Here is a 20,839-nt window from a genome sequence, read left to right on the forward strand (position 1 = left end):
CTCAAACTCCCACTTCGGGACGCTCAAACTCCCACTTCGTCAGGCGGCGCGGGCTCGCTCCCTGCGGCTGAGGGTGTCGGTGCCGATGAGCAGGGCCGCGCGGACCGTCGGGTCGCACTCCGGGTCGGCCGCCATGCCGTGCGCCCGCGAGACGAACGCGTCGTCGCCGACCTGCGGGAACATCCCGAACATCAGACCGAAGACCGCGAGCATGCCACCTCCGGCCAGGGCCGGGATCTCGTCGAGGAAGCGCTCGGCGAAGGGCAGGAGGACGTCGTCCTGCTGCGGCTGCCAGAACGACCGGACGATGGCGCCGAGCATGGGTCCGCCCGGGATGTTGCGCTTCTCGAACAGCTCCATCCAGGCCTCGGCCTTGGCGTCGGACAGGGGCCGGGCGGTTCGGACCGCGAGAGCACGGACGCCGGCGTCGGGATCGGGATCGCGGGCCAGCAGGGCCTCGACCGTCTCCTCGTCGTAGTGACCGAGCGCGGCGCGCCTCGTGGCCACGCGCCAGGCCAGGTCGACGTCGGAGCCAGCAGCCGCGTCGAGGCGGGCGAGGTGCTCCGCGGAGCAGGCAGAGGAGGCGAGGGTGCGCAGGCCCGAGGTCGTGTGGTCGGGGTCGTCGGCGAGCGTCGCGGAGACGCCGGCGAGCCGCTCGAGGGCGTCGGGGATGCGGTCCCGGGCCAGCCAGCGCTGGGCGAGCTCGAGCGCGACGGCGAGGAACGACTCGACGACGGCGGGGCTCTTCTCCCGGGCCAGGACGTCGAGCACGCAGTCGAACAGCACGTCGGCGCTCAGCTCGCCGTCGGAGACCATCTGGAACCCGGTGACGACTGCCTGGGCGCGGTCCACGGCCTCCGGCAGGTCGGCAGCGTGGTCCAGCAGGGCCTGGACGGAGCCGGCATCCGGCCGGACTGCGGCGAACGTCAGATCGGCGGCGTTGAGCAGGTGCAGGTCCGCCTCGGGGAGCCGGACCGGGGTGGCGGCTCCCACGGTCTCGACCGAGGTCGTGCCGACCAGGGCGAGGCCGTCCTCGGAGACGGCGTACGAGCCGATCTCGAGGTGGTGGGGGCGCGGTCCCTCGTCGTCGGGGGCCGTCGCGGTGATCGTGGATCCGTCGAGGCGCAGGACGTCGGTGCCGGCCCGGTCCAGCCAGGCCACGGTCCACTCGGAGAGGTCTCGTCCCGCGGCAGCGCCGATCGCCGACATCAGGTCGTCGAGGACGGTGTTGCCCCAGGCGTGCTCTCGGAAGTACGCGCGCAGACCTTCGACGAAGCTGTCCTCGCCGACGTAGGCCATGAGCTGCTTGAGGACGCTCGCACCCTTGCTGTAGGTCACCTGGTCGAAGTTCGCCATCGCCTGTGAGACGTCCGGGACATGGCCCCGGATCGGATGCGTGGCGGGTGACATGTCCTGGCGGTAGCCGCCCATCTTGCTGGCGGCGAGGAACGTCGCCCACTCGTCGGTGAACTCCGTGCAGTTGACGCCCGACCAGTTGGAGGCCCAGGAGGCGAACGCCTCGTTGAGCCAGAGGTCGTCCCACCACTGCATCGTGACCAGGTCGCCGAACCACATGTGGGCCATCTCGTGCAGCAGGATCTGTGCCCGCACGGCGCGCTGGCCGTAGGTGGGGGAGCTGCGGTACAGCACGCTGTCGGTCCAGGTGACCGAGCCCCAGTTCTCCATGGCACCGCCCATGTTCGGGACGAACACCTGGTCGTAGCGCTCCTGTGCGAACGGCTGGCCGAACCGCTCCCCGAAGAACGCCAGCCCGCGGTCGGTGAGGTCGAAGAGCTCCTCGGCGTCGCGCTCGAGAAACTGCAGCAGCGACTGCCGGCAGTAGAGGCCGAGGTCGTACCCGCCGCGCCGGGAGCGGATCTCGTGGAACGGCCCGGCGTCGACCACCGTGACGTACGTCGAGAGCTTGGGCGTGTCGTGGAACGTCCACCGTCGCCCGCCGCCCATGTCGTCGCCGAGGGGCTCGACGCGCTCGGGGGCCGAGTTGCTGGTCACCGTCCAGCTCTCGTGGGCGTCGACCACGAAGCCGTGCGGCGCCTTCAGGTCGGGCTGGTCGAAGCAGGCGAACGCGCGGCGGGCCTGGTCCGGCTCGAAGCTCGACCAGACGTAGACCAGCTTGTCGAGCGAGTCGACCGTCTTGAGGATCCCGGTGCCCGAGTGGGTGTCGGGCTGGGTGTGGGAGACGACCAGCACGTTGTCGGCCCGGAGGTCGGGCAGCGGCACCCGTCCGCGGTCGGCAGTGGCGGGGTCGAGCTCGACGCCGTTGAGGGTCACCGAGCGCACGTCTCCGACGCAGTCGACGAAGGTGCTCGCCCCGGGCTCGTGGCAGGCGAAGGAGATCGTGGAGGTGGCTGCCCAGAGATCGCCCTCGTAGAGGCCGCGCAGGTCGACGGACACGTCGTACCTCTCGACGCTGATCAGGGCCGCGCGGGCGGCGGCCTCCTCCCGAGTGAGGCTCGCGATGTCGGTCATGGCGCCACCGTATCGCTGTCGCCAACCACGCGACTTGGCGGTGTTTTCCCGCGTCTCGGGGGCGAAACGATGCGGATTCGGCGCCCGATGTCCTTGACTCAGCAGGCTCCTGCAGGAAGCCTGCAACCCAAGTCACTCGGGCTCGCGCAGGTGGAAGGACACGAGAATGCAGTTCAGGCGCACCATCGGACTGATGAGCGCAGTACTCATCGCCGCGACCACCCTCTCCGCATGTGGCGGGTCGAAGGCGAGCTTCGGTGACTGCAAGATCACCAGCAAGAAGGGGAGCATCAGCATCAAGCCCGCCAAGTCGGGCACGCTGACCGTCGAGACCACGCTGCCCGCCCAGGGCTGGTGGAACGGCAAGACCCCCTCCTCGATCACCAGCGGCTACGAGTACTGCATGGCCGCCAACCTCGCGAACATGGCCGGGCTCAAGTCGGTGACGGTGAAGAACGTCAACTTCGCCCAGCTCACGGCCGGCCACACCACCAGCTTCGACCTCGCCCTCGCCGAGATCTCGATCACCCCCGAGCGCGCCAAGGTCGTGGACTTCTCCAAGCCCTACTTCGACTCCAACGTCGGCGTGCTGGTCAAGACCGGCTCCGACGTGACCGAGCAGAACATCAAGACCAAGCGGGACGCGGCCTACTCCGGCACGACGTCCGTGGACTTCCTCAAGGACACCCTCCAGGTGACCCCGAAGGTCTACCCGAACTCGCAGGCGCTCTACCAGAGCGTGCTCTCGGGCCAGGCCGACGCGGCGTTCCTGGACACCGCGATCGTGCTGGCCGAGGCGAAGGCCTCGGATGGCAAGCTCAAGGTGGTCGGGCAGTACAGCACCGGTGAGAAGTACGGCGCGATCTACCCCAAGGGCTCGGCGAACGAGACCGCACTCGACAAGGGCATCCAGACGTTGATCTCCGACGGCACGCTCAACACCCTGTCGAAGACCTACCTCGGCCCGGCGTTCGGTGGCGACCCGAACAACGTGCCGATGTGGACCGTGCAGTAGCCCCAGATGTCCTCCACCGGGCTCGTCACCGACGAGCTTCAGCCGAGCCCTGACCCGAACCCTCCGCCGGAGGTTTCCAAGGTTGCCGCCGCCGCCGCGGTCCTGACCGCGGTGGCGACGGGGGGCGCGGTCTACGAAGGCTCGCTGATCCGCACGTACAACCACAGCAGCGCGCCCTCGACGATCGCCGCCGTGGTCATCGTGCTGTCCAGCGCACTCGCGTGGTGGCCCTGCGTGAAGGCCTTGCGCGCCATCCCGGCGCGGTCCTCGCTGCTCGCCGACGACAAGGTGGTGGAGGCCCGCCGGCTGGCAGCCAGGGGCCGGGAGGACGCCCAGATCGCGATCGGGTACGCCGCCGCCGGTCTGGTCGTCGTCGGGATCCTCCAGTTCGTCTTCGGCAACCACGGCGCCGTCGCGGACACGTTCTTCGACTGGAGCCCGATCAGCAAGGCCTTCGTCGACAGCCTGCAGGCCTTCTGGACCAACATCTGGGTGGCCTGCGTCGCCGAGGTCGGAGTCCTGATCCTGGGCCTGGTGGTCGCGATCATGCGCCTGCTCCCGGGCCGCGCCGGCGCCCCGCTCCGCCTGATCGCGGTGCTCTACTGCGACATCTTCCGGGCGATCCCGGCGATCGTGCTCATCTACATCATCGTCTTCGGCACCCCGCTCGCCATCCCCGCGGCGGCGAACTGGCCCGGCGCCCTGCTGGGGGCCATCTCGCTGACGATCACCTACACGGCCTACGTCGCGGAGGTGTACCGCGCGGGCCTGACCTCCATCCACCCCAGCCAGAGCGCGGCGGCGCGCTCGCTCGGCCTGGGCTACTCCATGACCCTGCGGACCGTCCTGGTCCCGCAGGCCATCCGCCGGGTGATCCCCCCGTTGCTCAACGACTTCATCGGCCTTCAGAAGGACACCGCGCTGCTGTCGATCGCGGCCGTGGCCGAGGTGTTCTTGACCACGACCTTCTACCAGAACACCTACTTCAAGATCTCGCCCGTGGTGCTGGCCGCGATCTTCTTCATCGTGATCACGATCCCGCAGGCGCGGTTCGTCGACTACCTGATCGACCGCGACGCCGCTCGACGGGCCGGGGGATAGAGCCATGGCCTTCCTCGAGATCGAAGACGTGCACAAGTCCTACGGCGAGCACGAGGTGCTCAAGGGCGTCACGCTGGACGTCGAGCGCCACGAGGTCGTCTGCCTGATCGGCGCCTCGGGCTCCGGCAAGTCGACGCTGCTGCGCTGCGTGAACGCCCTGGAGGAGATCCAGGAGGGCGAGATCCGGATCGACGGCGACACCGTGACCGGTGCGGGCGTGGACCTCAACGCCCTGCGCCGCGACGTCGGGATCGTGTTCCAGAGCTACAACCTGTTCCCACACATGTCGGTGCTCGCCAACATCATGCTCGCGCCGACCCGCGTGGGTGGGGTGAGCAAGCAGGAGGCCCGCGAGCGGGCGATGCAGCTGCTCGGGTCGGTCGGCATGGAGGACAAGGCCCGGGCCTACCCCGACATGCTCTCCGGCGGGCAGCAGCAGCGCGTGGCCATCGTGCGGGCGCTCGCGATGCAGCCGCGGGTCATGCTGCTGGACGAGATCACCGCGGCCCTGGACCCCGAGCTGGTCGGCGACGTGCTGGAGATCGTGCGCCAGCTCGCCCACGGCGGGTTGACCATGTTGTTGGCGACCCACGAGATGGGCTTCGCCAAGGAGGTCGCCTCACAGGTCTGCTTCCTCGACAACGGCTCGATCCTCGAGCGCGGCAGCGCGGCGCAGATCTTCGAGAACCCCCAGGAGCCGCGCACCCAGCAGTTCTTGAGCCGGGTGGTGAAGTCCGGCCGCCTCTGAGGTCTGCGGCCGATGGCGGCTGAGGTCTGGGGGCTCGGCTACGGTCGGAGCATGCCCCTACAGCTGCGGGACGCGCCCGAGTCGTGGCCGGTCACCCGCACCGAGGACTTCTACCGCACCGACTGGGTGATGGCGCTGCGCCTCGACGAGCTGCACGCGCCCGGCAACGACGAGACGTTCGCGCGCCTGGTGCTCGAGCACCCGGGCGCGGTGATCGTGCTGGCGGTCGACGACCGGCAGCGCGCCTACTGCCTGTGGCAGTACCGGCATCCGGCACGGCGTCGTCTCGTCGAGCTGCCCGCCGGGCTGCTGGACGCCACGGGGGAGGCGCCCGAGGAGACCGCCCGGCGCGAGCTCCGCGAGGAGGCGGGCCTGGAGGCGAGGCACTGGACGCACCTGGGCAGCACGTGGTCCAGTCCTGGCATCAGCTCGGAGGTCACGCACCTCTTCCTCGCGCGCGGGCTGCGCGAGATCACCGCCGCCTTCGAGCGCAGGCACGAGGAGGCCGACATGAGCGGTGACTGGGTGCCGGTCGACGAGCTCCGCGCGGCGGTGCTGGCCGGCGAGGTCGCTGACGGGCTCCTCGTGCAGACGTTGCTCCTGGCCGACGCGAAAGGACTGCTGTGACCCTCTCCCTCGATGACCTGCTGGCCGCCGATCCGGTGATGGACGGACACAACGACCTGCTCTGGGCCATGCGCGACCTCAACGGCTACGACTTCGCGGCCTACGACGTGGGGGAGCGGCAGACCCAGACCCACACCGACATCCCGCGGCTGCGCGACGGCGGCGTGGGCGCGCAGTTCTGGTCGGTCTTCGTGCCGTGCCGTGAGGGCGAGCGGGCGGTGAGGTCCACGCTGGAGCAGATCGACGCGGCGTACACGATGATCGAGCGGTACGCCGACCAGCTCGCGCTCGCGACGAGCGCCGAGGAGGTCGAGGCGGCGTGGCAGGCAGGTCGGATCGCCTGCCTGATGGGTGCCGAGGGCGGCCACCAGATCGCCGAGTCGCTGGCGGTGCTGCGGATGTACCACCGGCTGGGCGTCCGCTACCTCACGCTCACCCACAACGACAACACCTCGTGGGCCGACTCGGCGACCGACGAGCCTGTGCTCGGGGGGCTCAGCGACTTCGGCCGCGAGGTCGTGCGCGAGATGAACCGGATCGGGATGCTCGTCGACCTCTCCCACGTCAGCCACGACGTGATGCGCGACGCCCTGGACACCACCGCAGCCCCCGCGATCTTCAGCCACTCCTCGGCGTTCGCCGTCTGCGACCACCCACGCAACGTCCCCGACGACGTCCTCGCCCGTCTGGCCGGCAACGGCGGCACCTGCCTGGTCACGTTCGTCCCGCGCTTCGTCAGCCAGGCCGCCCGCGACTGGGCGCTGGTCGCCCAGGATCGGGCCGCCGCCGAGGGGATCGACACCCGCGACATCCCCTCGCTGGCGGCGGTCGAGCGCGTCTATGCCCAGGAGGTGCCGGCACCCCGGGCGACGCTGGCGGACGTGGTGGCCCACGTCGAGCACGTCCGCGAGGTCGCCGGCATCGACCATGTCGGGCTCGGTGGCGACTTCGACGGCGTCGACGTCCTGCCCGAGGGACTCCAGGACGTGACCGGCTACCCGCGGCTGCTGGCCGCGCTGCGCGAGCGTGGCTGGTCCGACCAGGACCTGGCGAAGCTGACCTCCCGCAACGTGCTGCGCTCCCTGCGCGACACCGAGAGTGTGGCCCGGGTCACCACCGACTAGTCTCGGGGGCGGTCCCCGGGCCCCGCAGCGGGCCGAAACGTGAGGAGTGTGCCCCGTGAAGGTCGGCGTCCCGAAGGAAGTCAAGAACCACGAGTACCGCGTCGCGATCACGCCGATCGGCGTCCACGAGCTGACCGCGCACGGTCACGACGTCTACGTCGAGAAGAGCGCCGGGATCGGCTCGCAGATCGACGACGCCGAGTTCTCGGCGGCGGGCGCGAAGATCCTCGACAGTGCCGACGAGGTCTGGGACAACGCCGAGATGGTGCTGAAGGTCAAGGAGCCCGTCGCGGAGGAGTACCACCGGATGCACGAGGGCCTGACCCTCTTCACCTACCTCCACCTGGCGGCGGACAAGCCGCTGACCCAGGAGCTCGTCGACCGCAACGTGACCGGCATCGCCTACGAGACCGTGCAGCTGCCCTCGGGCGGGCTGCCCCTGCTGTACCCGATGTCCGAGGTCGCCGGGTGCCTGGCACCCCAGGTCGGCGCCTACTCGTTGATGAAGGCCCAAGGTGGCCGCGGGGTGCTCATGGGCGGCGTCGGAGGCGTGGCGAACGCCAAGGTCGTGATCATCGGCGCCGGGGTCTCGGGGCAGAACGCCGCCAACATCGCCCTCGGCATGGGTGCCGACGTGACGCTGCTGGACAACGACCTGGACAAGCTGCGGATGTCCTTCTGGCGCTACCACAACCGGGTGCACGGGCTGGCGTCGTCCAAGCTGGCCATCGAGCAGCAGGTCACCGAGGCGGACATGGTGATCGGCGCGGTGCTGATCCCCGGTGCCGCCGCGCCGAAGCTGGTGAGCAACGAGCTCGTCTCGCGGATGAAGCCCGGCTCGGTCCTCGTCGACATCGCGGTCGACCAGGGCGGCTGCTTCGAGGACACCCACCCCACCACCCACGCCGACCCGACGTTCGAGGTGCACGGCTCGATCTTCTACTGCGTCGCGAACATGCCGGGTGCCGTGCCGAACACCTCGACCTATGCCCTCACCAACGCCACCCTGCCGTACGCCGTGGCGCTGGCCGACAAGGGCTGGGTCAAGGCCTGCCGAGACGACCACTCGCTGGCGCTGGGGCTCAACACCTACGACGGCAAGCTCACCAACGGTCCCGTCGGCGAGGCGACCGGCATCGACGCCGTCGACCTCGACGAGATCCTGGCTGCCGCGGGCTGAGCCCGGCCGACGTCGAGGGACCCGAGGCCCCACCGCACCCGTCTGGAGCATCTGTGGCCGATCCCGCACCGGCGCTTCACACCTACCTCGACCACCTGAGGGTCGAGCGCGGGCTCGCCGCGAACACCTTGACGTCCTACCGTCGCGACCTGCGACGCTACCTGGGATTCCTGGACCGGGCGGGCATCGACGACCTGGACGGCGTCACGGAGGCGACCGTCTCGGCCTTCCTGGTCGAGCTGCGCGAAGGCGACGTCGACCACCCGCCGCTGTCCGCGACATCCGCCGGCCGCACGGTCGTGGCGGTGCGTGGCTTCCACCGGTTCGCGGTGACCGACGGGCTCGCGGCCCACGACCCGGCCGCGGGAGTCCGCCCGCCGGCGCCGGCCCGACGGCTGCCGAAGGCGCTTCCGCTGGCCGACGTGGAGTCGATCCTGGAGGCTGCGGGCTCGCCCGGGACGACGCTCGCGCTGCGCGACCGTGCCCTGCTGGAGGTGCTCTACGGCACCGGGGCGCGGATCAGCGAGGCGGTCGGCCTCGACGTCGACGACCTGGACCGGGTCGACGCGACGGTGTTGCTGCGCGGCAAGGGCGGCAAGCAGCGGCTCGTCCCGATCGGCTCCTACGCCCTCGAGGCGGTCGACGCGTACCTCACCAGGTCGCGTCCCGAGCTGGCCACCGTGCCGGCCGGCGCCCCTTCCGGCAGGGCTGCCAGCACGAGAGCGGGGGCCCTGTTCCTCAACGCTCGTGGCGGGCGCCTGTCTCGCCAGTCGGCATGGACGGTGCTGGTGAGAGCAAGAGATCGTGCCGGTGTCACCCGTGACGTATCACCCCACACCCTGCGACACTCGTTCGCGACACACCTGCTCGAGGGGGGAGCAGATGTGCGCGTGGTCCAGGAGCTGCTGGGTCACGCGTCGGTCACCACGACCCAGATCTACACCCTGGTCACCGTGGACAACCTGAGGGAGGTGTTCGCAGCTGCTCACCCACGTGCGCGCTGAGCGCGGACCTAGTTCTTTCGGGTCATCCGATAGTTCCGTTGGACCTACTTCTTTGCCAAACCCGTCCCGCACTGGTCAAGAGACTCATATCGTGTCAGCGCGGGGCGGAAACGCCCAGCCGTCGCTGGCGCCGGCCGGAGACGCGGGTTCGACTCGATTCTGCCTGGAGTACCGTTGAGGAACATACGTCGTGACGCCGCCGCAGGCGGTGCGTCCCTCTTCCGCGTGTCGGAATGGTCGGTTCGCCGCAAGGTCGTGGCCGTGCTCGCGATCCCGGTCGTCCTCGCCGCCGTCTTCGGTGGCCTCCGCGTCCGCACCGAGCTCAAGGACGCCAGCGACTACTCGACCAACCAACAGCGTGCCGCGGTCCTCACCCCCGCGGTGGCCTACCTCAGCGCGACCGAGCGGCTGGCCCTGCCCTCGGCGCTCTCCGACCAGATGGGGAGCGGGTCGAGTAGCGCCAGCGCGGCGTACACGACCGCGGAGACCAACCTCAAGCGCGCCGCCGCCAGCAGCGACCTGACCGCCACGCAGAACGGCTACGTCAGCCAGATGCTGGAGATCGGCACCACGCTGCGGACCGGATCGGGAACCGGCATCACCGCCACGGCTCCGGTGCAGCTGTCCACGATGACCCGGCTCGCGACCGACCTGGTGAACTCGACACTGAACACCGCGAGCACCCCCAGCGCCCAGGTCCAGGCCCTGGTCCAGGCCCTGAACGGCCGGCTGTCGCTGACCAAGCAGCAGCTGCTGATCCAGAGCGCGAACCAGCAGTCCTCGCTGCTCGGCTCGGTCTGGCTCGCCGCCGAGATCGGCGTGGAGGGCACCGCCCTGGACAACCTGCACAGTGTCGTCAGCGGCCACCGCATCGTCACCCTGATCTCCGACAACGGCACCCGTCTGGGCGAGGCGACCAGCAGCAAGGTCACCGACCTCGAGGCCACCCCGAGGATGTTCGTGCTCTACGACGGCGTCAACGACCGGCTCCTCACCTCCATCGACGGACGCCTGGCCAACGCGGCCTCCACCTCGAGGTCGCGGGCCCTCACCGACGCGGCCATCATCCTCACCGCGTTGATCGCCTCGCTGATCTTGGCCCTGCTCGTGGCTCGCGCGCTGATCGTCCCGCTGCGCAAGGTGCGGGCCGGCGCGCTCGAGGTCGCCAACGAGCGGCTGCCCGAGACCGTTGCCCGGATTCGGTCGGGCAAGCAGCCCGACGAGTTCACGCCGATCCCCGTGCACAGTCGCGAGGAGCTCGGCCAGCTGGCCCGCGCGGTCGACGACATGCACCGGCAGGCGGTCACGCTGGCGACCGGCGAGGCACACCTGCGGGCCCAGGTCGGGGCCATGTTCGTGACCCTGTCCCGACGCAACACGACCCTGGTCAACCAGCAGCTGGCCCTGATCGAGTCGCTGGAGCAGGACGAGGAGGACCCGCAGCGCCTCGAGCAGCTGTTCAGCCTCGACCACCTGGCGACCCGGATGCGCCGTACCGCGGAGAGCCTCGTGATCCTCGGTGGCACCGAGGGCCGGACCGCGGGCTTCGAGGAGCTCAGCGTCTCCGACATCGTCCACGCCGCCGTCTCCGAGGTGCAGGACTACCAGCGCGTGCGGATCGACGCCGCCCCCGACCGGATGGTCGCCGGGCGCGCCGCCTCCGACGTCGTCCACCTGATGGCCGAGCTCATCGACAACGCCTTGTCCTACTCGCCTCCGGGCAGCCCGGTGGGCATCCAGGCCTCCGAGGAGGACGGCAAGGTCTCGATCGAGATCATCGACAACGGCCTCGGCATGGCCGGCGACGCGCTCGCGCAGGCCAACGACTCGTTGAAGCGCGGTGGCGAGGTCACCGTCGACACGGCACGGCGGATGGGCCTGTTCGTGGTCAGTCGTCTGGCCGAGGAGCACGGCCTGAAGGTCAAGCTGCGCCGCAACAGCAACGGCGGCGGGATCATCGCCACGATCACCCTGCCGACCTCGGTGCTGGTCGCCGACGGCCCGGTCGAGCACGTCTCCGTGCTGGACGTCCCCCAGGACGCCGAGCCGGAGGGTCCGATCGTCGAGGAGCCCGAGGTTGAGTACGACCCGTACCTCGAGCGGATCGAGGAGGCCATCGCGGCGGTCACCGGACTTCCGCGACGTCGCCCCGGTGCGGTCAAGGGCGCGCCGGCCGCTCCGGCCGCAACCGCCTCGGTCGGCATGTTCGACGCCGCTCCCGCCCACGAGCTGCCCGCGGCCTTCGAGCCCACCGAGCTGCCCGGTCGCGACGACGCAGCCGAGTCGCCGGCCGCCGAGCCGTGGGCTCCGGTCGCCGCGCACGAGGACGGCGCCGTCTACGACGCCCTGGGGCTCTACGTCGGTCCTGCGCCCGAGGCCACGCACGAGGTGGCCCCCGAGGCCGCGCCCGAGCCGGAGGCCACGGAGGCGTCGTTCGCCGAGCAGGACGAGCCCGACGAGCTGTTCGAGCACAGTGAGCACGACGAGCACGGCGAGCACGACGAGCACGGTGACGACGGTGAGGACACCGGTCTGGCCCAGGTCGTGACGCCCGACTTCGGGGCCGACCGCATCGCGCCGTCCGACGGCGTCGACGAGCCGGAGTCGGACCAGGCCGAGGCGTTCGCCGAGACCGAGCCCGAGACGCAGACCGAGCGCTTCACGCCGTGGGCTGCTGCCGCGGCCGCGAGCCCGGAGACGGCCGAGCACGACGAGCAGGCCGAGACCCACGAGCCGGTCGACGAGCCCGAGCGCGTGACTCCGTGGGCCCGGACCGCTGCCGCGAGCAGTGAGCCGGTCGAGCAGCACGAGGTGGCCGAGTACGCCGAGCAGGCTCAGACCACCGAGCCCGCGGCCGTCGAGGCCGAACCGGTCCACGACGCACCTGCGGCGGCCCTGGCCGACCCGGTGGCCGAGCCCGAGCAGGCTCCGGCCCAGGAGGCTCCGGTTCGGCTGCAGATCCGGAGGCCGCTGTCGGCGGCCAACGGCGCTTCAGCCCTGGAGGGGGACTACGTCGCCGAGACGGGTCCGGTGGACTCGCCGATCTTCGGCCAGCTCCGCTCGAACTGGCTCAGCGACGGCGAGGGTGGTAACGAGGGGGAGACGTGGTCTGCCAGTGAGGTGGACCGCGGTTGGGACGCGGCAGAGCGCGTGGACAGCGCCGATGCCGAGGGCACCACACGCACCGGTCTGCCGGTGCGCCGTCCGGGCGGCCGGTTGCTGCCCGGCGGTGTCTCGCAGGAGCCCGCGAAGGTCATCCGAGACCCGGAGGCCATCCGCAACCGCCTCGCCGCGCACGCGGCCGGCGTGTCCCGGGGCCGAGCTGCTGCGGCGGCCCAACCCACCACGACCGACGACTACGCGCATGAGGAGACAGGACCGGCATGACCGAGAGCCTCCAGGCAGAGATGACCACCGTCGAGACCGAGACCCGGGAGCTCGACTGGGTGGTCAACCGATTCGTCGAGAGCGTGCCGGGTGCGGCGCATGGCGTGCTGGTGTCCGCAGACGGCCTGTTGATGGCCGGCAGCGCGCGGCTTCCCGCAGATCGCGCTGAGCAGGTGGCCGCGGTCTCGTCCGGGCTGGCCAGCCTCGCGACGGGCGCTGCCCGCCTCTTCGAGGGCGGCGCAGTGATGCAGACCATCGTCGAGATGGAGAACGGCTTCATGCTCCTGATGAGCGTGGGCGACGGGTCGCACCTCGCGGTGCTGACCCAGGCCACCGCCGACATCGGCCAGGTGGGCTACGAGATGGCCCTCCTCGTCGAGCGCGTCGGGCAGATGGTCCAGGCTCACGCTCGGGTGCACGGGGTGTAGGTGTTGGGGGAGACGACATGGCAGAAGAGCCCGAGGTCGAGAAGATGCACGCCAGTCCGCCGGCTGCGCGCATCGTTCGTCCGTACGCACTGACGGCGGGGCGCACGCGCGCCGTCGTCGACCTCCCCCTGGAGGCAGTGCTGCGGCTCGACACGAGCGCGACTCGCCGTGCCTGGAACGAGGACGTCACCGGGAAGATCATCTCCCTGTGCGACTCTCGATCGGTCGCCGAGGTGTCGGCACTGGTGCAGCGCCCCATCGGCGTTGTCCGCGTGCTGGTCGGAGACCTGGTGCAACAGGGGTTCGTGCATGTGCAGGCGACCCTGACCGAGAACTCCACCGACAACGAACGCTTCGACCTGCTGGAAAGGACCCTCCGTGGACTCCGTGCTCTCTAATGCTCCGTCGAGCGGCAGCCGTGCTGCCGCCTCGACGAAGATCGTCGTGGCGGGCGGGTTCGGCGTGGGCAAGACCACCCTGGTCGGGTCGGTCTCGGAGATCGTGCCCCTCCGCACCGAGGCCCTGGTCACCAACGAGTCCGTCGGCGTCGACGACCTCGCCCAGACCCCGGGGAAGTCGACGACCACCGTCGCCATGGACTTCGGCCGGATCACGCTTGCCGAGGACCTCGTGCTGTACCTGTTCGGCACCCCCGGACAGAAGCGGTTCTGGTTCATGTGGGATGACCTGGTCCGCGGCGCCATCGGCGCGATCGTGCTGGTCGACACCAACCGGCTCGACGCGGCGTTCGCGCCGCTGGACTACTTCGAGTCCAAGAGCGTGCCCTTCATCGTGGCCGTCAACGAGTTCGAGAGCGGCGCGCGCTACCCGCTCCACGAGGTCGCCGAGGCGCTGGCCCTACCCGAGGACGTCCCGCTGATCACCGTCGACGCACGCGACGCCGACTCGGCCAAGCGTGCGCTGATCCGGATCACCGAGTTCGCCCTGACCCAGCTCGCCGGCCGTCAGCGCACCGCCTGATCGTCAGTCGGTGACCCGGCGGACGTCGTAGCGGCCCTCGGCGAAGCCCTGCCGCACGACCTTCTTGTCGAACTTGCCCACCGACGTGCGCGGGACCTGGTCGACGAACGTCCAGGCGTCCGGCAGCTGCCACCTGGCGAACGACGCGGCCAGATGGGTGCGCAGCTCCTCGGGCGTGACCGAGGCGCCCTCGCGCACGACGACCGTGGCCAGCGGTCGCTCCTGCCACTTCTCGTCGGGGATGCCGACCACGGCGGCCTCGACGACGTCGGGGTGGCCCATCAGGGCGTTCTCCAGGTCGACCGAGGAGATCCACTCCCCACCCGACTTGATGACGTCCTTGGCGCGGTCGCTGAGGGTGATGTACCCCAGCTCGTCGAGGTGTCCGACGTCGCCGGTGCGCAGCCAGCCGTCGTGGAACTTCTCCTCGGCGTGGTCGGCCTGGTCGGGGTCGTAGTAGCTGCCGGTCACCCAGGGGCCGCGGACCTCGAGCTCGCCGACCGAGTGGCCGTCCCAGGGCAGCGAGGTCCCGGCGTCGTCGACGATGCGCCCCTCGACTCCGCACAGGAGCCGCCCCTGGGTGCCGCGGTAGGCCCACTGGGCGTCGCCTGTCACCGACGTGGGCACCAGGCCGGCCGAGGCGACCGGGGAGGTCTCGGTCATTCCCCAGGCCTGCCGGACGTAGAGCCCGTGGCGCTCCTCGAGGCCTCGTTGTAGCGAGACCGGGACCGCCGAGCCGCCGCAGAGGATCAGCCGCAGCGAGTCCAGGCGCAGGCCGTCGTGTCCGTCGAGGTAGCCCAAGACGTCGTTCCACACCGTCGGCACCGCCCCGGAGACCGTCGGCCGGCTCGCCTGGATGAAGCGCACGAGCGGCTCGGCCTGGAGGAAGCGGTCGGGCATGCACAACGACGCGCCGGTCATCAGCGCGGCGTAGGCGAGTCCCCAGGCGTTGGCGTGGAACATCGGCACGATCGGCAGCACCCGGTCGTGGAAGTCGATGCCGGCGGCGTTGCCGGTGCTGACGGCCTGCGAGTGCAGCCAGGCCGAGCGGTGGCTGTAGACCACCCCTTTGGGGTTGCCGGTCGTGCCGCTGGTGTAGCACATCGCGGCGGCGTCACGCTCGTCGACCTCGGGCCAGCCGAAGTCCTCCGCGCCCTCCGCGAGCAGCTCGTCGTAGAGCAGCACCTCCTTGCCGGCCGCGCGCAGGGAGTCCAGGTCTGCCTCGGCGGCTCCGGGCCCCGAGACCAGCACGTGGGTCACGGTCCGAAGCTGCGGGAGCTGCTGGGCCAGCAGCGGCACCAGCGAGTCGTCGACGATGAGGACGCGGTCCTCGGCGTGGTTGGCGATGTAGACCAGCTGCTCGGGGAACAGGCGGATGTTCAGGGTGTGCAGCACGGCCCCCATGGCGGGGACCGCGAGGTAGGCCTCGAGGTGCTCGGCGTTGTTCCACATGAACGTCGCCACCCGCTGGTCGGCGTCGATGCCGAGGCCGCGCAGGCCGTGGGCCAGCCGGGCGCTGCGTCGGCCGACCTCGGCGTAGGAGCGGCGGCGCGTGCCGTCGGCGGTGGCGGTGACGACCTCGGAGTCGCCGTGCACCAGGGTGCCGTGCCGCAGCACGGAGCCGATCGTGAGCTGGGCGTCCTGCATGGTGCTCTTCACGGAGGTCTCCTCGCGCTCGCGCAGCGGACGTGACGCTGACACCCACATCTTGCTCCCCGGGGGGTCACGACGCACGTGACGCGCATCGACCGCGCCCGCTTCCTATGCTGGCCGGGTGACTCTGCGGCTCCGCCTCCTCGGCGAGGTGTCCTACGACGGCGACCCGGTGGCCGGCGCGCGCTCGGCCGACCTGCTGGCGGCCCTCGTGCACCACCGGTCGGGCCTGTCCGACGACCGGCTTCTGGAGCTGGTCTGGCGGGACAGCGCGCCGAGCCCGAAGGCGCTTGCGGTGCAGGTCTCGCGGGTCCGCGCGCAGTGCGGTCCCGAGATCGTCGACCGGGTCACCGGCGGCTATCGCCTCGGCCTCGCCGACGATGCCGTCGACGTCTGGGTGGCCGAGGCCCTCGTCGAGCGAGCGCGCAAGGAGTTGGACGACGACCCGCGGGCGGCGCTCGCGGACACGCGGTCGGCCGACGACCTGGTCTGCGCACCCGCCGTGGCGGACGGCGACGGGCCGCTGGCCGAGGTACGCCGCGCCGTCCTGGCGCTCGGCCCGGCGCTGGTCCGCACCCGGGGGCTGGCGCTGGCTCGCTGCGGCCTCGACGCGGAGGCGGTGACCGCGCTGAACGGAGTGCGGGCCGCCGACCTCGACGACGTGGAGGTGCTGGAGGCGCTGCTGCGCAGCGAGGGCGCGGCCGCCGGGGCCCCGGCCGCGCTGGCCCGCTACGAGGAGTACCGCCGTGGCCTCGCCGACCGGTTGGGCGTCGACCCGGACCCCGTGCTCCAGCGCGTGCACCGGGAGCTGCTCGCCGCCGACGAGCCGGTCCGGAGCGGGGTTCGCTTCGACGCCGACGAGCTGCTCGGACGGGCCGATGACCTGGCCGGCCTGCGGACGCTGGTGCGGACCGGGCGGCTGACGACGGTCCTGGGTCCCGGTGGCCTGGGCAAGACCAGGGTGGCCCACGTGCTAGCCCGCGAGGCGAGCCAGCCCAAGGTGCACTTCGTCGAGCTCGTCGGGATCTCCTCCTCCGACGACGTCGTGTCCGAGATCGGGTCGGCGCTGGGCGTGCGGCACTCGGTGACCGGGCGTCGTACCCTCACCGCGGCCCAGCAGGCCGACGTGCGCTCCCGGATCGCCCAGGAGCTCGACACGGTGCCGACGCTGCTGGTCCTGGACAACTGCGAGCACGTCCTCGACGCGGTGGCCTCCCTGATCGCCTTCCTGCTGGTCACCACCCGAGACCTTCGCGTCGTCACGACGAGCCGTGCGCCGCTGGGGATCGCCGCGGAGCGCGTGTTCCCGCTCAGCCAGCTCGCGGCCGCCGACGGCGCGGAGCTGTTCCGGCGTCGGGCTCGCGCCGTCCGCCCGGACGCCGACCTGCCCGACGACGTCGTGGGCGACATCGTCGCTCGCCTGGACGGTCTGCCCCTGGCCGTGGAGCTGGCCGCCGCACGCGTGCGCACGATGTCGGTCGACGACGTGCGTCGCGCGCTCGACGACCGCTTCGCACTGCTGCGTGGACGCGACCGCTCGGCGCCGGTGCGACACCAGACCCTGACCGCCGTGATCGGCTGGTCATGGGACCTCCTGGGCCCGGCCGAGCAGCTGGCACTCGCCTGGCTCTCGGTCTTCCAGGACGGCTTCGGCGTCGAGGGCGCCCGCGACCTGGTTGGACGCGACGGTCCCGACCTGGTGGAGGCACTGGTCGACCAGTCGCTGGTCAGCGTCGCCGAGCTCGGCGGCACGATGCGCTACCGGATGCTGGAGACCGTGCGTGAGTTCGGCGGGCTGCGGCTGGCCGAGCTGGGGGAGAGCGACGCCGCCCGCGAGGCGTTGACCCAGTGGGCCGTCGGGCTCTCCGAGCGGCTCGGCGAGCGGCTGTTCGGCGCTGACCAGGTCGAGGTGGTCGATCTGCTGGACGCCGAGGAGGCCAACCTCGCCGACGTGCTCCGCCGCGTGCTGATCGCGGGTGACGCCGGCCGCGCCGTGCGACTGCTGGCCGCCCTGGGCGGCCTGTGGTCGGTCACCGGCAACTTCCCGCGGTTCTTGGCGATGGCCGACCTCGCCGAGCAGGTGCTGGTGGGGTGGGTGCCACCGCCGGAGCTCGAGCAGGTGACGGTCGACGCCGTGGCCCTGATGCTGGTGCCGCTGGGGTTCATGCGGCCCGACGGGGTCGCCGACCTCACGGCCACGCTGGCCCGGCTGCCCGGGGCCCGACAGCCGTGGAGCCGGATCACCCGGGCGATGTTCGTCGACGCCGGGTCGTCGGCCAACCGCCTCCCCGCGGTGCTGGGCCTCACCACCGACCCCGACCGTCGTACCGCAGCCATGGCCTGGCATTGGGCTGCGATCCTGGCGGAGAACCAAGGGGCGATCGCGGAGTCCGAGGGGTATCTCCTCCGAGCGCTCGACCTGGTGGGCGAGGACACCACGGTGTGGGAGATCGCCTCGCTCAACACCCAGGCGGCGACCCAGGCACTCAACCGCGGGGACCATGCCGGGGCCGAACGCTACGCGCGCACCGCCATCCCGTTGCTCGAGCAGCTGCACTCGCAGGAGGACGCCGCGAGTCTGCGGGCCGGGTTGGCTCTGGCTGCGGTACGCCGGGGTCGCTTCGAGGAGGCCGACGCCCTGCTCGACGAGATCGGCGAGATCCGGCCCACCGACCTGACCGCGGACCTGGTCACCTCGCAGGTGCGGGCCGAGGTGGCGCTCGTCCGCGGCGACGTCGCCACCGGCCTGGCCGCCTTCGACCGCTGCCTGGAGGTGACCCGGGGTTGGGGCTTCGCCGGAGTCTCCACGAACGGCCTCGAGCCGTGGACCCTGGTCGCGCTCGCGACCGACCTCGCGGCCCATGCCCGCTTCGCGGAGTCCGACGAGCAGCGCGAGCGCGGTGCGCGACTGGCGCAGGAGACCCGGAGCCTGCTGGGGCGGTTCGCCGACGTCGGGGACGCCGCCGTCGACTTCCCGGTCACCGGGATGGCCCTGATCGCGCTGGGCCAGTGGCTGCTGTCCCGCGAGCGACCGGCGGACCCCGAGCCGGCCGTCCGGCTGGTCGCCCTGGCCGACCGGTTCGGGTACAACCGGTGGTTCCCGTCGATGAGCTGGGAACAGGCACGCGCGATGGCCGAGGATGCCGCTCCCGGCCGCCTCGACGCCGTCCTCGCGGAGTACGGCGAGCGCAAGGGCCGAGAGCTGCGTGCCGAGAGCGAACGGGTGATCGCCGCGGTGTCCTGAGCTCGGCGGGCGGTCACATCTTGCGCGTGAAGCTGCGCACCGAGAGCGGTGCGAAGATCGCGACCACCACCGCGCATCCGAGCAGGGCCCAGCCGGCATCGGCCCCGATGTGCCCGTTGTTGGCCAGGTCTCGGATCGCGGAGATGACGTGGGAGACCGGGTTGACGTCGGCGAAGGCGTGCAGCCAGCTCGGCATGGAGTCCGCCGGGACGAACGCGTTGGAGATGAAGCTCAGCGGGAACATGATCATCAGGGAGATGGCCTGCACGCCCTGGGCACTGCGCCCGATCGTGCCGAACCACGTGAAGATCCAGGCCAGCGACCAGCCGGCGATCATCGCGAACACGATGGCCCCGGCCACTCCGAACACGCCGCCGGCCGGTCGGTAGCCCAGGAACACGATGCCGGTGGCGAAGGTCAGGGTGCTGGCGATGGCATAGCGCAACAGGTCGGCGACCATCGGGCCGGCCAGCGGCGCGATCCGCGAGATCGGGAGCACCTTGAACCTGTCGAACACGCCCTTGTCCATGTCCTCCCGGAGCTGGACGCCGGTCGCGACGCAGGCGGTCATCACGGTCTGGCCGACGAGCCCGGTGATGATCATCGGGTTGTAGTTGCTGACGCTGCCGGCCACCGCGCCGCCGAAGATGCCGGCGAACATCGCGGTGAACAGCAGCGGCTGGATGGTCACGTCGAACATCTGCTCGAAGTTGCGACGCATCTTCATGGTGGCACGCCAGGCGAGAGTGAGGGTCTGGCTCAGGGTCTCGCGCACGCTGACATGGCTGGAGAGACCCTCGGCGGGGTCGCGCAAGGTGCTGGTGAGTGCGGTCATCGGACTGCCTCCAGGTCTGAGGAGCTGCTCGGGTCGGGGGTGCGCTCGTCGTCGTCGTGCGTGTCGTGGCCGGTGAGGGCCATGAACACCTCGTCGAGCGAAGGCTTCTGGACGTTGACGGAGTCGATGGCGATGCCCTGCTCGCGCAAGGTGACCAGGACGTCCACCGCCTGCTCGCTGCGCTGGAGCGGCACCGAGAGCCGCCGGGACTCGGGCGAGAGCGTCGGCTGCTCCCCGATCATCCGGGCGGCGATCTGGGCGGCGGCGGCCACCTGGTCGTGCTCGACGAGCCCCAAGGTGAGGGTCGACCGGCCGACCGAGCTCTTGAGCTCGTCGGAGGTGCCCTCGGCGACCTTGACGCCGCGGTCGATGACCGCGATCCGGTCGGCCAGCTGGTCGGCCTCGTCGAGGTACTGCGTGGTCAGCAAGACGGTGCAGCCGTTGGTGACCAGGTCTCGGATGGTGTCCCACATCTGGCCCCGGGTCCGCGGGTCGAGCCCGGTGGTCGGCTCGTCGAGGAAGATCAGCGGCGGCCGGGTGATCAGGCTGGCGGCGAGGTCGAGCCGGCGCCGCATCCCCCCGGAGAACGCCGAGATGGGCTTGCTGGCCGCCTCGGTGAGGTCGAACTGCTCCAGCAGGGTGGCCGCGGTCGTGCGCGCCGTCGGCTTGGGCACGCCTTGGAGCCGTGCGAAGAGCAGCAGGTTCTCGGTGGCGGTGAGGTTCTCGTCGACCGACGCGTACTGCCCGGTGACACCCAGCAGCTGACGGACGACGTGCGGCTCACGGCGTACGTCGTGGCCGAAGATCTCGCCGCGCCCCCCGTCGATCGGGAGCAACGTGGCGAGCATCTTGAGCATCGTGGTCTTGCCGGCGCCGTTGGGCCCGAGCACGCCGAAGACCTGTCCGCGCTGGACCTCGAGGTCGACGTCGTCCACGGCACGCTGCTCACCGAAGGTCTTGACCAGGCCCTCGGCCCGGACTGCGGGTGTGGTCTCGCTCATGCCTCCCAGGGTGCCGCAGGC

At 71.0% G+C, this 20,839-nt stretch carries 16 protein-coding genes; 12 read left to right on the forward strand and 4 right to left on the reverse strand.

Features of this window, described 5'->3' with window-relative positions:
* Positions 1-39 precede the first annotated feature (39 nt).
* A complete protein-coding gene (pepN, locus tag VHW64_RS18010) occupies positions 40-2,490 on the reverse strand; it encodes an aminopeptidase N (protein WP_329651957.1) in 2,451 nt (816 codons plus the stop codon).
* Between the two features lie 193 nt (positions 2,491-2,683).
* On the opposite strand from pepN, the gene VHW64_RS18015 reads away from it, so the two are divergent.
* The 11 genes from VHW64_RS18015 (at position 2,684) to VHW64_RS18065 (ending at position 14,085) form a co-directional block, all read left to right on the forward strand.
* Positions 2,684-3,505 carry an ABC transporter substrate-binding protein gene (locus VHW64_RS18015; protein ID WP_329651958.1) on the forward strand — a complete coding sequence of 274 codons (822 nt, stop codon included), beginning with the start codon at positions 2,684-2,686 and terminating at the stop codon, positions 3,503-3,505.
* A 6-nt stretch (positions 3,506-3,511) separates the two neighbouring features.
* Positions 3,512-4,606 carry an amino acid ABC transporter permease gene (locus tag VHW64_RS18020; protein ID WP_329651959.1) on the forward strand — a complete coding sequence of 365 codons (1,095 nt, stop codon included), beginning with the start codon at positions 3,512-3,514 and terminating at the stop codon, positions 4,604-4,606.
* 4 nt (positions 4,607-4,610) lie between these two features.
* Positions 4,611-5,354, forward strand: coding sequence for an amino acid ABC transporter ATP-binding protein (locus VHW64_RS18025; RefSeq protein ID WP_329651960.1), 744 nt, complete (start codon positions 4,611-4,613; stop codon positions 5,352-5,354).
* A 51-nt stretch (positions 5,355-5,405) separates the two neighbouring features.
* Positions 5,406-5,981 (forward strand): NUDIX hydrolase, encoded by a 576-nt coding sequence (locus tag VHW64_RS18030; RefSeq protein ID WP_329651961.1) that lies wholly within the window; start codon positions 5,406-5,408, stop codon positions 5,979-5,981.
* Positions 5,978-7,105: a dipeptidase gene (locus VHW64_RS18035; RefSeq protein WP_329651962.1), complete on the forward strand. Its 1,128-nt coding sequence runs from the start codon at positions 5,978-5,980 to the stop codon at positions 7,103-7,105. The genes VHW64_RS18030 and VHW64_RS18035 overlap by 4 nt, the downstream gene beginning before the upstream one ends.
* Before the next feature lie 55 nt (positions 7,106-7,160).
* A complete protein-coding gene (ald, locus tag VHW64_RS18040) occupies positions 7,161-8,285 on the forward strand; it encodes an alanine dehydrogenase (RefSeq protein WP_329651963.1) in 1,125 nt (374 codons plus the stop codon).
* Positions 8,286-8,338: 53 nt separating this feature from the next.
* The gene (locus tag VHW64_RS18045; RefSeq protein WP_329651964.1) at positions 8,339-9,289 is read left to right on the forward strand and encodes a site-specific tyrosine recombinase XerD; all 951 of its coding nucleotides are present in this window, start codon (positions 8,339-8,341) and stop codon (positions 9,287-9,289) included.
* A 225-nt stretch (positions 9,290-9,514) separates the two neighbouring features.
* On the forward strand, positions 9,515-12,676 hold the full coding sequence (locus tag VHW64_RS18050) for a sensor histidine kinase (RefSeq protein ID WP_329651965.1): 3,162 nt from the start codon (positions 9,515-9,517) through the stop codon (positions 12,674-12,676).
* Complete coding sequence (locus VHW64_RS18055; RefSeq protein ID WP_414690533.1) at positions 12,673-13,104, forward strand: roadblock/LC7 domain-containing protein; 432 nt, start codon at positions 12,673-12,675, stop codon at positions 13,102-13,104. Before VHW64_RS18050 ends, VHW64_RS18055 begins: the two co-directional genes overlap by 4 nt.
* 17 nt (positions 13,105-13,121) lie before the next feature.
* Complete coding sequence (locus VHW64_RS18060; protein WP_329651966.1) at positions 13,122-13,502, forward strand: DUF742 domain-containing protein; 381 nt, start codon at positions 13,122-13,124, stop codon at positions 13,500-13,502.
* A complete protein-coding gene (locus VHW64_RS18065; protein WP_329651967.1) occupies positions 13,492-14,085 on the forward strand; it encodes an ATP/GTP-binding protein in 594 nt (197 codons plus the stop codon). The genes VHW64_RS18060 and VHW64_RS18065 overlap by 11 nt, the downstream gene beginning before the upstream one ends.
* A 3-nt stretch (positions 14,086-14,088) precedes the next feature.
* Here VHW64_RS18065 and VHW64_RS18070 read toward each other — a convergent pair whose 3' ends face one another.
* A complete protein-coding gene (locus VHW64_RS18070; RefSeq protein WP_329651968.1) occupies positions 14,089-15,744 on the reverse strand; it encodes a long-chain fatty acid--CoA ligase in 1,656 nt (551 codons plus the stop codon).
* A gap of 115 nt (positions 15,745-15,859) precedes the next feature.
* On the opposite strand from VHW64_RS18070, the gene VHW64_RS18075 reads away from it, so the two are divergent.
* Entirely contained in the window at positions 15,860-18,982 is a 3,123-nt protein-coding gene (locus tag VHW64_RS18075; RefSeq protein ID WP_329651969.1) for a BTAD domain-containing putative transcriptional regulator, read from the forward strand.
* 13 nt (positions 18,983-18,995) lie between these two features.
* Here VHW64_RS18075 and VHW64_RS18080 read toward each other — a convergent pair whose 3' ends face one another.
* Both VHW64_RS18080 and VHW64_RS18085 read right to left on the reverse strand, forming a co-directional pair.
* Positions 18,996-19,817, reverse strand: a complete 822-nt coding sequence (locus VHW64_RS18080; protein WP_329651970.1) for an ABC transporter permease — start codon at positions 19,815-19,817, stop codon at positions 18,996-18,998.
* On the reverse strand, positions 19,814-20,818 hold the full coding sequence (locus tag VHW64_RS18085; RefSeq protein WP_329651971.1) for an ATP-binding cassette domain-containing protein: 1,005 nt from the start codon (positions 20,816-20,818) through the stop codon (positions 19,814-19,816). Before VHW64_RS18085 ends, VHW64_RS18080 begins: the two co-directional genes overlap by 4 nt.
* Positions 20,819-20,839 lie beyond the last annotated feature (21 nt).

The sequence above is a fragment of the Nocardioides sp. genome, from assembly GCF_036267815.1.
Classification (GTDB): Bacteria; Actinomycetota; Actinomycetes; order Propionibacteriales; family Nocardioidaceae; genus Nocardioides.